Source organism: Lysinibacillus sp. IITD104 (assembly GCF_036698265.2).
Lineage (GTDB): Bacteria > Bacillota > Bacilli > Bacillales_A > Planococcaceae > Lysinibacillus > Lysinibacillus boronitolerans.
In genome coordinates this window covers 1111576-1124109 of the sequence record NZ_JBAHYH020000001.1, presented here as the reverse complement: position 1 = coordinate 1124109, position 12534 = coordinate 1111576, and the positions used below count along the sequence as shown (strand labels likewise).

The window sequence follows — 12534 nt, the reverse complement described above, 5'->3', positions numbered from 1 at the left end:
ATTTAAATATTCTGTTGGTTATTTGTACTTTTCTTTTCTGCTAAAATCCGTGCTTCAATTTCCTTAGATTTCATTTCTTGCTTCTTAGAAATTTTTCTAAAAAGCGTAAACACGATAATACATAGAATAAGCATAATTAAAAATTCAAATGCCGCTGGAATATAACCTGATTTGTCTTCTGGGAAATATAAAAATTGATACATAAAGTTTTGCATTTCTACACGTCCTTATACGTATTATTCAAAGACTGTAATTGACTCAATTTTCACATCTTCTAATGGTTTGTCACGGAAATCTTTTTCCACATCCGCAATTTTATCCACAATGTCCATACCTTCTACTACATGACCGAATACTGTGTGTTTATGGTCTAACCAAGGTGTACCACCGTTTTGAGCGTAAGCTTCGATGATTTCTTCAGGGAAGCCTGCACCCTGTAATTGACGAAGCATATCACTTGGAAGGTGCTTCATTTGTACAATAAAGAATTGAGAACCATTTGTGTTTGGACCTGCATTTGCCATTGAAAGCGCTCCACGTAGGTTAAACAATTGCTCTGAGAACTCATCTTCAAAGGAATTACCCCAAATTGATTCTCCGCCCATACCAGTACCAGTTGGGTCGCCACCTTGAATCATGAAGTCTTGAATAACACGGTGGAAAATAATGCCGTTATAGTAGCCTGATTTAGCATGACCTAAAAAGTTCTCAACCGTTTTTGGTGCGTGCTCAGGGAATAATTTAATTTTGATAGCACCTAATGTTGTGTTCATTTCTACAAGCACTTCGCCTGCTTGTACGTCTGTTGTTAATTGTGGAAACATGGAAGTCTCTCCTTTAATGATAAATTTCAGTTTCAATGAAAAAGATGCCTGTGCACCCTTTCTGACCTCATTTTAGTCTAACATACTTCCTACCGGTTTTCTCCCTCAAAGTATTGACGATTTTTGCACTTTTACTCTTCCTTTTTAAAACTATATAAATAGGTCCGAGCGAGTATTTGGAATCTATCCAAAATATGTTATTCTGATGAAGGATTTATAGAAAGAGTGGAGGCACACATGAAAAAGGCTTTTGGTTTTTTTATTATCGTTCTATCCCTTCCTGCTTTATGGTGGATTAGCACAAACATTAAAACAGAAATCCATATGGCACAAGCACATGAGGAACAAATGACTAATGCTATACATTTACCTGAGGTAGAGGCCCAGCTACCTGTTACCCTTATTGATCGAAATGGGCAAACATTTAGTGAGGAATATGTCGAATGGCGGCAGCCACTAAGTTTACAAGAAATTCCACAAATTGCCCAGGAAATATTCATTACCAGTGAGGATGCTGATTTTTATACGCATATTGGCTTTGATTTGAGTGCGATTATTCGTGCGGTTGTAGCCAATTCAAATAGCAACACAACCTCTCAAGGTGGTAGTACAATCACGCAGCAGCTTGTTCGGATGCGTTATTTATCTGAAGAAAAAACATATGAACGGAAATTAACAGAGCTTTTTTATGCATATGAATTAGAAAAGGAATTTGATAAAGAAGCCATTTTAACGATGTACCTGAATGAGTCCTATTTTAGCAATCAAGTTTATGGCATTGGCGGAGCAGCCACCTATTATTTTCAAAAGCCACTCCAAGAATTATCCATAGCTGAAATAGCCTTCATTGCGGCCATCCCAAATAACCCCTCCCTTTATAATCCTTTAAAGAATTATGATCAAACTAAAGCAAGGCAGGAGCGCTTGTTAGATACCCTTGCAGCAAATGGGGCTATTACAGAGGAAGAGGCAAAAAACTATAAGGCTGATTCCATTACATTAAATGTGAAAGATAAAATTCAAAGTTATCCAATGTATAGTACTTATGTTCTTCAAGAGTTAAAATGGCTTGTTGCAGAAAAAGAAGGCTATGCGGATCGACTAGGCTTTACAGATAATGAGGAAGAGAAGAAAAAAATTAAAGCGCAATTAGATAATCGACTCAATACATTATTTCAAAATGGACTCATCATTCACACAGCGCTTGATCCAACTAAACAGCAGCATGATGAGGAAAAAATGTCAGCTATTTTAGGAACTAGCCCATTGCAAGCAGCAGGTGCAACTATTGAGAACCAATCAAGAGAAATAGTTAGTCTGTATGCAGGGAAGAACTATGAAAAATTTGATTTCCATCGTGCATTTCAAGGAACACGCCAACCAGGGTCAGCCTTTAAGCCTCTGGCAGTCTATGCACCGTTCTTCGAAACAACAGCTCATACACCTGATTCGATTGTTAACGGTGGTCGTTATTGTGTTGGCTCGTTTTGCCCACAAAACTATGGGGGCTATACGTATGGTGATGTGTCAATTCGTACTGCTTTTCGACATAGCTATAACACATCTGCACTTCGCCTCTTTCAAACAGTTGGGGTTGAAACAGCCTTTGATTACCTTAATCGCTTTCACTTCCGCTCGATTGTAGAGAAGGATCATAATTATGCCGCATCATTAGGAGGGCTCACCTATGGTGTAACAGCATTAGAACTCGCAGATGCTTATACTAGCTTTATTGATGGCTCTTATGTACTTGCTCATAGTATACGCAAAGTCACAGCTTTCGATGGAACAGAACTTTATAGTTGGGATACACAGCGTGAGCAAATTTGGTCTCCTAAAACAGTAAAATACATGCGTGAGCTCCTTGCAGATGTTGTAGCAAACGGTACAGGTCAAGGTGTCTATAGTAACAGCAGCTATGTTGGGGCAAAAACAGGGACAACGAATGACTATCGTGACTACTGGCTTGCTGGACTCAATGACGATTATACCGCTGCCGTATGGTTAGGGTATGATAAACCTCAATCAATGCAGCAATTAGAAGAATACAAAATTCATCATCAATTATTTAATGTTTTGCTTGAGTAGTGAAACAACCAAAAGGTAGTAGTCTTAGCGACTACTACCTTTTCAACGTGTTAAAAAACAAACCATTAATAAAATTTTTATGAAAGGTGGAAATGGTTTTCCGTTACAGGCTACTTTCTTTCCTGTGGGCGAGCCGGAGTCAAAATGTTAGCTTTTTAGCAACAGTTTTCAAATAAAGTGAAAGTTTCATTATTCTTTATGGAGGATGCTGTTAACATTTTAATAGTATGTATTAATTTGCAAACGGCAAACTTGCCAAAATGCCATTATAGAGCTTTAATACGACATAAACAACTAGTGTTAAAAGAATCGTCCACATAAAAAGCTCAAAGATTAATAGACCGATTGTGCCTCCCATTGATATAAAATGACTCATTTTATAAATCAGATAAATAAAGTAGGTAAATATTGTGATGACAAAGATACCAATTAAAACATAAATAAATTGGATGGCAAATGCAGAACACATAGCACCTACAAATAAGATAATATAGCCACCTCGAGCCTGACTAACTGTGGCCCCTTCGTTATCCTTTGAAAAGAACAGCATTCCTACCTCATGAATGGTTTCTCCAACAAGCTTAAGGGCAGAAAATAACATAAAAAAAACAATGGCAAAAACAATGAGTAGAAATACACGTAATTCAAAATCTGATAAAAACTCTCGCATTCCCGAATACACACCGATGGCTTGAAAAATCTGTAATGATTTACCAACAGCATACATACCAAATGTCAAACTAAACAATAAAATTGTAATTAATGGTAGATAACCATAGATATATGGGTTCCTCATAAAAAATTTTTTTCCTTTATTTTTATTGATAACTTCCTATTTATAATATAACGAAAATTCTCCAACGACCGCAAGCTAAATCCCAATAGTGCATATGCATTCCCAATTAAAGTACGTTATAATTGATTTACTTACCTGCATAAAGGAGGGTTTTTTTGTTACAAGTACTATATATTTTTATTCCAATGCTTGTTGCAATATTAGTGCCATTATTATATAAACGCATGAATAATATTCACACAGGTTGGTTTGTTCTTGCTGTACCTGTTACGCTTGCTGTTATTTATACAACATATATTGCTCAAGTTTCTAAAGGTGAAGTATTTACTGCAGAGCTACCTTGGATTCCATCTCTTGATATTTCCATCATCTCATATTTAGATGGACTTAGCTTATTATTCTCATTACTCATTACTGGAATTGGCTCGTTAGTTGTGCTTTACTCCATTTTTTACTTAGATAAACATAAAGAAAAATTACATAACTTTTATGTTTACTTACTGTTATTTATGTCAGCCATGCTGGGAGTAGTACAGTCAGATCATTTAATTACACTCTATTTCTTCTGGGAGCTAACATCCATATCATCATTTTTACTCATCGGCTATTGGTATAATCGGGATGCCTCACGCTTCGGAGCATTAAAGTCTATGATGATTACAGTTGGCGGCGGTTTAATGATGCTAGGTGGTTTCGTTCTTCTTTATTTAATGGGAGGAACCTATTCCATTCGAGAATTGATTGTTATGGCCCCAAATTTAGTAGACCAACCTTTATTCACTTGGTCACTTGTCCTATTACTCTTGGGAGCATTTACAAAATCCGCGCAATTCCCATTCTACATTTGGTTACCAGATGCCATGGAGGCGCCAACACCAGTAAGTGCATACCTTCACTCAGCTACAATGGTCAAAGCAGGTATCTATTTAGTTGCACGATTTACGCCGATATTTGCTGCCTCTGAGCTTTGGGTGTGGCTTGTAACGGGTGTAGGTATCTTAACTTTATTCTGGGGCTCCTTCTTTGCAGTGAAGCAAACTGATTTAAAAGGTATTCTAGCCTTCTCCACAGTGAGTCAGCTTGGACTTATAATGTCACTACTCGGGGCAAGTGCTGTTACTTTTCATGCAAATGGCTCAGTCGATACCATTAAATTTGCTGCATTTGCTGCCATTTTCCACCTTATCAATCATGCAACATTTAAAGGCAGTCTCTTCATGATTGCAGGCATTGTTGATCATGAAACAGGAACTCGAGATATTCGTAAACTTGGTGGTTTAATGAGTATTATGCCAATTAGTTTTACTGTGGCTGCAATAGGAAGTTTATCAATGGCTGGTCTTCCACCATTTAATGGCTTCTTAAGTAAAGAAATGTTTTTAACAGCCATGCTTGCACTTCAAAAGTTTGAATTCTTCGGCTTTGAAACATGGGGAGCACTCTTCCCTATTGTTGCGTGGATTGCTAGTATTTTTACATTTATCTATAGCTTCTATTTTGTTTTCCGAACATTTAATGGGAATTACAAACCAGAGCAGTTACCTCATAAACCACATGAGGCGCCGATCGGTATGCTAATTTCGCCTATTCTTTTAGCGGCTTTAGTTGTGACAATTTTCTTTATTCCAAACTTTATCGGTAATACCTTTGTAAAACCAGCCGTTCAAGCGATACAGCCATTTTTGTATGATTCACCCCAAGCTGTTGATATTCATGTATCTGCTTGGCACGGCATCACCCCAGAGTTATTGATGACAGTTGGGATTATAATAGTTGGGGTATTGTTATTTGTTGCCTTACCAAAATGGCAGGGGATGTATCAACGATTCCCGCAAGCGTTAACATTAAACAATGCCTATGACAAAATCATGCAGGGATTAGATGTTGGCTTAAATCGTATTTCCCGACGCTATATGACAGGTTCTATGCGTCACTATTTACTTTATATGTTTAGCGGAATAACTATTATTGTAATCGGGTCTCTATTCGTGAAAGATGCATTTAGTATTTCATTCCAAGGAGCCTCCCCAATTAATTTGTATGAAATTATCTTGATCGTCGTTTTATTAATTGGTACGGCCATCACCATCTTGGCCAAATCACGTTTAACAGCCATTATTGGGCTTGGTACTGTAGGCTATACAGTCGCCTTATTCTTTGTCATTTTTAATGCACCTGATTTAGCGCTGACACAGCTCGTTATAGAAACGATTTCAGTAGCACTATTTTTATTAGCATTTTACCATCTACCTAAGCTTGGTAAACGCGAGGAGCGAATGAGGTTCCAGTTAAATCGTGCCATTGTTTCCATTGCAGTTGGTGTGATGGTAACACTTGTTGCGCTGTCAGCTCATTCCCAAAAATTAATTCCGTCTATTGCTAAGTACTACGAGGAAACCGTCTATTCTCTAGCGGGTGGTGGAAATATTGTAAACGTAATTTTAGTAGACTATCGTGGTTTCGATACATTGTTTGAAATTACAGTACTCGGCATAGCTGGCATGGCCATCTTAGCTATGATTAAGTTACGTATGAATAGAAAGGAGAACACTCATGAAAACAAATGATGTGATCATACAATTTACAGCTAAAATTGTATTTTTCATTATTTTCTTCTTCTCCATTCATATTTTTTTAGCTGGTCACTATACGCCTGGTGGAGGCTTTGTAGGAGGTCTGTTAACATCAAGTGCACTGGTTCTTTTAGTGTTAGCCTATGATATCAACACAGTCCGTCATATTCTACCTATTAATTACACATATTTAACAGCCATTGGCTTACTATTAGCCCTTGCTACTGCGGCATACCCCATGTTTGTGGGCAAACCGTTTTTCACACATTTCTTTGATTATTTCGATTTACCGCTTCTAGGCAAACAGTCATTACACACGGCTATGCTTTTTGATAGCGGTGTCTATTTGGTTGTTGTCGGCGTTACGATGACCATTATTCAAACGATTGGAGAGGATGAATAATGGAAATAATTATGGCCTTTGTGATCGGCTTTCTTTTTATGGCAGCGGTCTATTTAATCCTATCAAAAAGTTTATTGCGCATTATTATTGGAACAGGTCTGTTAAGTCATGGTGCTCATCTACTCATCTTAACAATGGGTGGTCTTGGTGGTGAAGCTCCACCCGTCTTAAACGAAGGAGCCAAAACATTTGCTGATCCCTTACCCCAAGCACTTATTTTAACTGCGATTGTTATAAGCTTTGGGGTGACAGCATTCTTCCTTGTACTTGCCTACCGTTCCTATCAGGAGCTTAACACGGATGATATTAGCTTAATGAGAGGAAGTGATGAGGATGAATAACTTCCTACTATTACCCATTATCATCCCGTTTTTCTTCGGTATGATTTTAATGTTTGGACAAAAAAATCTAACTTATCAGCGATCATTTTCATTACTTGGGATTGGACTAGCCCTCCTCTCTGCCCTTTCACTGCTTTTAACAGTGAAAGAAGATGGTATTCAAAAGGTCACATTTGGAAATTGGCCTGTTCCTTACGGTATTACAATGGTATCTGATATGGTGTCTGCATTGCTCGTTACAACGACATTGCTTATTGCGCTATTTGTTGTTTGGTATGGCTTCGGTTCTATCACGAAGGAACGCGAACGCTTCTTTTATTACCCTGGTATTATGTTTATTTTAACTGGGGTCAATGGTGCCTTTACAACAGGCGATATTTTTAACTTATTTGTGTTCTTTGAAGTATTGCTAATGGCTTCCTATTTACTCATCGTTTTAGGTGGTGAGAAGGGGCAACTGAAAGGGTCTATTAAATATATTTTAATTAATGTTATTTCTTCGGCCTTATTTGTTATAACAGTTGCCTATTTATATTCTGTAGTAGGGACATTAAACATGGCCGATATTGCGGTAAAAATTGCAGAAATTAATCAACCAGGGATTATTACTGTTATCGCCGTCCTATTTTTAATGGTATTTGGACTAAAAGCAGCCATTTTCCCATTATACTTTTGGCTTCCTACTTCGTATGCAGCAGCCCCGATCCCTGTCTTAACACTTTTTGGCGCTCTGCTCACAAAGGTTGGGGTATATGCCATTACACGTACCTACACACTATTTTTTGTACATGATTTATCCTATACGCATGATTTACTAATGGCATTAGCCATTGCAACAATTGTGGCTGGTTGTATTGGAGCACTCGCTTATTTTGATGTAAAACTCATTATTATCTATAACATTGTCATTGCAGTAGGTGTCATTTTATTTGGTGTCTCTCAAATGAATGAGACTTCATTAAAAGGAGCGATGTTTTATTTAATTCACGATATGCTCATTAAGGCAGCACTCTTTATGTTAATCGGCATTGTCATCTATATTACTGGTACATCGGATTTGCGTAAAATGGGTGGGCTTATGAAAAAATACCCTGCACTTGGTTGGTGTTATTTAATAGCAGCTTTTGGCTTAGCTGGAATTCCACCACTTAGCGGGTTTGTTGGAAAGCTGTTAATTGTTCAGGGAGGCTTTGAGGCTGGAAATATGTGGAGCAGTATTTTCATTTTGGCATCTTCATTGCTTGTTTTACTATCCGTGATTCGTATTTTCCTTTATGCCTTTTGGGGTGAGGAAAAAGAAACACAAGGTACAATCGACAAATCTACCTATAAAATGCTGTTTATGCCTACTGCCGTTTTAGTACTTATTACTGTCGCATATGGTGTCGGTTCTGAATGGATTACGCCATTTATGGATGATGCCGCAAAACTATTAAATGATCCATCTATCTATATAGATGCTGTCATGAAGGAGGAGTAACACTATGGCATTTCAAATGATTTTAAATTTTGTACTTGCCTTCGTCTGGATGTTCCTTTCCTCTAATTACACAGCAACTGGTTTTATCATTGGATTCATTATGGGAATACTTTTACTTATTCTCATGCGGAGGTTTTTCAAGTCTCGTCTTTATGTCTATCGATTATGGGCTCTGCTAAACTTAACGTTATTGTTCTTTAAAGAATTAATTCTAGCAAATGTTCAAGTGTTGAAAGTAGTGTTAAAGCCTAAGCTGGACATGCAACCTGCCTTTTTTGCTTATCCAACTGTTCTAACCCAAGACTGGGAAATCACGTTATTGTCGAGTCTTATTACTTTAACACCAGGAACAGTCGTAGTGCATGTATCGGATGATGCGAAAACATTGTATGTACATGCAATTGATATTAACGATGTGGATGAAGCCATTGCTTCCATTCGAGATTCATTTGAAAAAGCGATTTTAGAGGTGAGTAGATCATGACAACATTTATTATTGCTGTAATCGTAGTGATTTGCTTATCGATGATAGCGGTCATTTATCGAATGGTAAAAGGTCCTTCCGCATCCGATCGTGTTGTTGCCTTGGATTCACTTGGTGTTTCACTCATTTCCCTAATCGGACTATTTTCGATTTTAGTGGAAACAAGCTTCTTTCTTGAAATCATTTTATTGCTAGCAATTTTATCGTTTATCGGTACGATGGCTTTCTCTAAATTCATAGAGAAAGGAGATATCATCAAACGTGACAATTCTCGCTAATAGTTTAGTTATCTTTTTCATTACTGTTGGAGTACTCTTTATTGTCGTGACAGCTATCGGACTTGTCCGCTTACCTGATTTGTATACACGTGCACATGCCGCTTCAAAAAGTGCAACACTTGGCGTCATGTGTGTGCTAATCGGTGTATTCTTTCACTTTTGGCTGATTGAAGATCATTTCAACCCTCGTATTTTACTGGGAATACTCTTTCTCTTTATCACTGGTCCTGTTGGCGGACACATTATGACGCGTTCTTCCTATATTGCTGGTGTTAAGCCATGGAAAGGTACCGTACGTGATGAACTAGGTCCTGAAATTGACAGAATGAAAAAGGAACAAGGTGTAAAATAAACATAAAAATCTGCCCGATTACTAAATCGAGCAGATTTTTTTAGTTAAATATATCCTTTGGCAGTTAAAATATTTGTCAGTTGCTCCACACATTCTTCTATGGAATGCTGTTCTGTATCCAAAATAACTTCTGGGTTAATTGGTTCTTCATATGGAGCGCTAATCCCTGTAAAATTAGCAATTTCAGCATTCCTTGCTTTTTTATACAAACCTTTCGGATCTCTTTTTTCACATGTTTCTACTGAACACTTTACATAGACCTCTAAAAATTCACCATCCTCTACAAGTGCCCGAACTACCTGGCGATCTTCTCGATAAGGTGAAATAAAAGCCGTTAGCACAATTTGACCGCTCTCTATAAATAACTTTGAGACTTCACCTATTCGACGAATATTTTCCTTGCGCCCTGCCTCATCGAATCCTAAGTCACTATTTAAGCCATGGCGCACATTATCACCATCTAATACGAAGGCTTGATTGCTCCTTTCAAATAATCGACGGGCAAAAGCATTGGCCACGGATGATTTCCCTGAAGCAGATAAACCCGTAAACCATAAAATAAAGCTTTGATGTTTATTTTTTGAACGACGTTCCTCTTTTGTAATGGAGGCTTCATGCCAAACAATGTTTGAACTCATTTTACTACCTCCTTACTCATGCCTTTAATTAAAATGTCTACAACTTCTTTACGACTGAATGTACTTGGTGGTACTTCTCCATTTCGTAGCATCTCACGTACCTTCGTTCCTGATAGAATGACATGGGCAGAGCTATCATGTGGACACGTCTTTGTCGTAGCCATGCCTTCACATTGCTGACAATAAAAGCTATGCTCAAACTTTAGTGGGACAATTCCTAATTCATCTTCAGTAAACTGTTCAAAAATCTTTTGTGCATCATATGTGCCATAATAATCACCAACACCTGCATGATCACGACCAACAATAAAATGAGTACAGCCATAATTTTTTCTAACAAGTGCATGGAAAATAGCTTCCTTTGGTCCTGCATACCGCATAGCGGCTGGAAAAATACCTAATTGTACACGACTTTCAGGATAATAGTTTTTTAATAAAACCTCATAGCTCTCCATACGTATAGCAGCTGACACATCATCTGATTTTGTTTCACCAACAAGTGGATTTAGAAATAACCCATCAATCGTTTCAAGTGCTGCCTTTTGAATATATTCATGTGCCCTATGGACTGGATTACGTGTTTGGAAGCCAACAATCGTTTTCCATCCCTTGTCAGCAAATAATTGTCGCGTTTCTACTGGGTCAAATGAATAAGCAGGGAACTTTTGTGTAAGACGTTTAATCAACGTAATTTTTCCTCCGACATAAATGGCAGGTCGATCAAAGAGCTTTTGAACGCCAGGATGTGCTAAATCCTCTGTTCCATAGACAAGCAAAGCCTCTTTTCGTTTATTCGGCTCATAAATATCTGCCACTTCAATAACGCCATATACCTCATCACCATAAACAAGCTTCACCTCATCACCAGGCTGTAAGATGGACGCTTTCTCTTTTGTAACAGGTAATGTAATCGGAATACTCCATACTACGCCTGATGCTAAACGACTTTGTTCCACGACTGACTCATAGTCTACTTGTGTTAAAAAACCATCGATTGGGCTATACCCCCCTATAGCAATTAACTCTAAATCACTCAACGAAATCGCATCCAACTCAATTTCCTTATGAATAGTAGTGATTTCCTTTTCTGGATCAAATGCTTGCACAAGTAGCCCACCATGTGGTTGTAAACTCATTAAAATCTCCTCCTAATTCTAGTTAAATACTAAGTTTTATAGTCAAAATCTAGTGATGACACGATTCAATTTAAATGCCTTCACCTGCATCATAGATAGACTGCTCTTCTTCACGCATCGTACGCATCAGACTAATGACTCCTAGCGTCCCAACGATAATACTGCCATTCAAAATAATGGTATAAAGGTCCTTTTCTAAAAATAGCTGCACTAAAAAATAAGAAATGACTAACGAAAAGATGGGTGATACAATCCAAATGCGTATAATTTTTTTCACAATATGCTTATGGAAGATTTGCTTTCCGTTTTTGGCCATCCCCATTCCGATGATGGAAGAAGAAGTGACTTGTGTTAATGGGACTGGAAGCCCAAAAACTGAGCTTATGCCAACAAGCAGGGCACCTGTACTTGAAATGAGAATGCCCTCTGCCTTTTGAAAGCGCACTATTTTTTTACCGTTTGTTTCAAGCACTCGTTTACCAAGTAGCAGAGCACCTATTGCGACAAATGCACCGCCAAGCACAATGCCCGTTGTCACATCCATCATTCCTGCTCCCACCAACGGTCCAACTGCATTGGCAACATTATTCATACCCGCTGAGAATGCTTCGAAAAATCCTGCTAATACGAGAAGAACAGTTAAAATTGGATGATCTTTCAGCAGTCCTCTGATTTGTAACTTATATAAAAATTTTCCACATACAAGAGCAATGACAAAGGCAACAAGTGGTACAATCACCCAAAATGAAATGATGACAAGCAGCGAATTAACGAATAATACTTTATAGGCAATTCCTACACCTACAACAGCTCCCACAGTTACTTCACTCGTTGATAAGGGTATGCCTAAAAGATTGGCGAAAAATAACGAGCTTGTCGCAGAAATCAAGATAATAATGACAACCTTTACCGTTATATATTCCTGGGGCATAATACCTGAGCTTATCGTTTTGACTACTTCTCCTCCGCCTAATACAGCCCCACTGTAGACGCCTATCGCGCATAAAAGCAATGCTTGCCACGCTTTTTTAATGGCACCTGCCCCATAAGCAACACCCATTGAGGCTGCTGCACCGCTTGCTCCTATGTTCATCGCAAAAAATAAACTAATAGCTATTGCAAAATATTCAAGCATGGCAGA

General features: G+C 38.0%; 14 protein-coding genes. 8 read left to right on the top strand and 6 right to left on the bottom strand.

The annotated features are described in order from the left end of the window. Positions 1-2 precede the first annotated feature (2 nt). Both V1L66_RS05760 and V1L66_RS05755 read right to left on the bottom strand, forming a co-directional pair. Positions 3-215, bottom strand: a complete 213-nt coding sequence (locus V1L66_RS05760) for a hypothetical protein (protein WP_016995163.1) — start codon at positions 213-215, stop codon at positions 3-5. Positions 216-236: 21 nt separating this feature from the next. After that, positions 237-824 carry a peptidylprolyl isomerase gene (locus V1L66_RS05755; RefSeq protein ID WP_004228389.1) on the bottom strand — a complete coding sequence of 196 codons (588 nt, stop codon included), beginning with the start codon at positions 822-824 and terminating at the stop codon, positions 237-239. A gap of 237 nt (positions 825-1061) precedes the next feature. On the opposite strand from V1L66_RS05755, the gene V1L66_RS05750 reads away from it, so the two are divergent. Next, entirely contained in the window at positions 1062-2912 is a 1851-nt protein-coding gene (locus V1L66_RS05750; RefSeq protein ID WP_333006568.1) for a transglycosylase domain-containing protein, read from the top strand. 232 nt (positions 2913-3144) lie between these two features. On the opposite strand, the gene V1L66_RS05745 is transcribed toward V1L66_RS05750, so the two are convergent. After that, positions 3145-3708, bottom strand: coding sequence for a DUF5366 family protein (locus V1L66_RS05745; protein ID WP_036078555.1), 564 nt, complete (start codon positions 3706-3708; stop codon positions 3145-3147). A 155-nt stretch (positions 3709-3863) separates the two neighbouring features. Between V1L66_RS05745 and V1L66_RS05740 the strand changes: the two genes are divergently transcribed. Genes V1L66_RS05740 through mnhG form a run of 7 tightly spaced genes read left to right on the top strand, consistent with a single transcriptional unit; the run spans position 3864 to position 9619 of the window. Next, a complete protein-coding gene (locus tag V1L66_RS05740; RefSeq protein WP_333006569.1) occupies positions 3864-6275 on the top strand; it encodes a Na+/H+ antiporter subunit A in 2412 nt (803 codons plus the stop codon). After that, the gene (locus tag V1L66_RS05735; RefSeq protein WP_004228380.1) at positions 6262-6684 is read left to right on the top strand and encodes a Na(+)/H(+) antiporter subunit B; all 423 of its coding nucleotides are present in this window, start codon (positions 6262-6264) and stop codon (positions 6682-6684) included. The genes V1L66_RS05740 and V1L66_RS05735 overlap by 14 nt, the downstream gene beginning before the upstream one ends. Further along, the gene (locus V1L66_RS05730; protein WP_004228379.1) at positions 6684-7025 is read left to right on the top strand and encodes a Na(+)/H(+) antiporter subunit C; all 342 of its coding nucleotides are present in this window, start codon (positions 6684-6686) and stop codon (positions 7023-7025) included. The genes V1L66_RS05735 and V1L66_RS05730 overlap by 1 nt, the downstream gene beginning before the upstream one ends. Continuing rightward, entirely contained in the window at positions 7018-8505 is a 1488-nt protein-coding gene (locus V1L66_RS05725; protein WP_333006570.1) for a Na+/H+ antiporter subunit D, read from the top strand. Before V1L66_RS05730 ends, V1L66_RS05725 begins: the two co-directional genes overlap by 8 nt. 4 nt (positions 8506-8509) lie before the next feature. Next, complete coding sequence (locus tag V1L66_RS05720) at positions 8510-8989, top strand: Na+/H+ antiporter subunit E (RefSeq protein ID WP_016995166.1); 480 nt, start codon at positions 8510-8512, stop codon at positions 8987-8989. Then, complete coding sequence (locus V1L66_RS05715) at positions 8986-9267, top strand: Na(+)/H(+) antiporter subunit F1 (protein WP_004228375.1); 282 nt, start codon at positions 8986-8988, stop codon at positions 9265-9267. The genes V1L66_RS05720 and V1L66_RS05715 overlap by 4 nt, the downstream gene beginning before the upstream one ends. Then, complete coding sequence (gene mnhG, locus V1L66_RS05710; RefSeq protein ID WP_004228373.1) at positions 9251-9619, top strand: monovalent cation/H(+) antiporter subunit G; 369 nt, start codon at positions 9251-9253, stop codon at positions 9617-9619. Before V1L66_RS05715 ends, mnhG begins: the two co-directional genes overlap by 17 nt. A gap of 44 nt (positions 9620-9663) precedes the next feature. On the opposite strand, the gene cysC is transcribed toward mnhG, so the two are convergent. The 3 genes from cysC to V1L66_RS05695 all read right to left on the bottom strand — a co-directional run bounded on the left by cysC (position 9664) and on the right by V1L66_RS05695 (position 12528). Next, positions 9664-10257, bottom strand: coding sequence for an adenylyl-sulfate kinase (cysC, locus tag V1L66_RS05705; RefSeq protein ID WP_036078557.1), 594 nt, complete (start codon positions 10255-10257; stop codon positions 9664-9666). After that, positions 10254-11393, bottom strand: coding sequence for a sulfate adenylyltransferase (gene sat, locus V1L66_RS05700; protein ID WP_036078558.1), 1140 nt, complete (start codon positions 11391-11393; stop codon positions 10254-10256). The genes cysC and sat overlap by 4 nt, the downstream gene beginning before the upstream one ends. Before the next feature lie 70 nt (positions 11394-11463). Continuing rightward, positions 11464-12528 carry an inorganic phosphate transporter gene (locus V1L66_RS05695; RefSeq protein WP_036078559.1) on the bottom strand — a complete coding sequence of 355 codons (1065 nt, stop codon included), beginning with the start codon at positions 12526-12528 and terminating at the stop codon, positions 11464-11466. Positions 12529-12534: the final 6 nt, after the last annotated feature.

Coding starts and splice junctions, on each gene's coding strand:
- V1L66_RS05760 (WP_016995163.1), bottom strand. CDS start 215: ATGCAAAACTTTATGTATCAATTTTTATATTTCCCAGAAGACAAATCA.
- V1L66_RS05755 (WP_004228389.1), bottom strand. CDS start 824: ATGTTTCCACAATTAACAACAGACGTACAAGCAGGCGAAGTGCTTGTA.
- V1L66_RS05750 (WP_333006568.1), top strand. CDS start 1,062: ATGAAAAAGGCTTTTGGTTTTTTTATTATCGTTCTATCCCTTCCTGCT.
- V1L66_RS05745 (WP_036078555.1), bottom strand. CDS start 3,708: ATGAGGAACCCATATATCTATGGTTATCTACCATTAATTACAATTTTA.
- V1L66_RS05735 (WP_004228380.1), top strand. CDS start 6,262: ATGAAAACAAATGATGTGATCATACAATTTACAGCTAAAATTGTATTT.
- V1L66_RS05730 (WP_004228379.1), top strand. CDS start 6,684: ATGGAAATAATTATGGCCTTTGTGATCGGCTTTCTTTTTATGGCAGCG.
- V1L66_RS05725 (WP_333006570.1), top strand. CDS start 7,018: ATGAATAACTTCCTACTATTACCCATTATCATCCCGTTTTTCTTCGGT.
- V1L66_RS05720 (WP_016995166.1), top strand. CDS start 8,510: ATGGCATTTCAAATGATTTTAAATTTTGTACTTGCCTTCGTCTGGATG.
- V1L66_RS05715 (WP_004228375.1), top strand. CDS start 8,986: ATGACAACATTTATTATTGCTGTAATCGTAGTGATTTGCTTATCGATG.
- cysC (WP_036078557.1), bottom strand. CDS start 10,257: ATGAGTTCAAACATTGTTTGGCATGAAGCCTCCATTACAAAAGAGGAA.
- sat (WP_036078558.1), bottom strand. CDS start 11,393: ATGAGTTTACAACCACATGGTGGGCTACTTGTGCAAGCATTTGATCCA.
- V1L66_RS05695 (WP_036078559.1), bottom strand. CDS start 12,528: ATGCTTGAATATTTTGCAATAGCTATTAGTTTATTTTTTGCGATGAAC.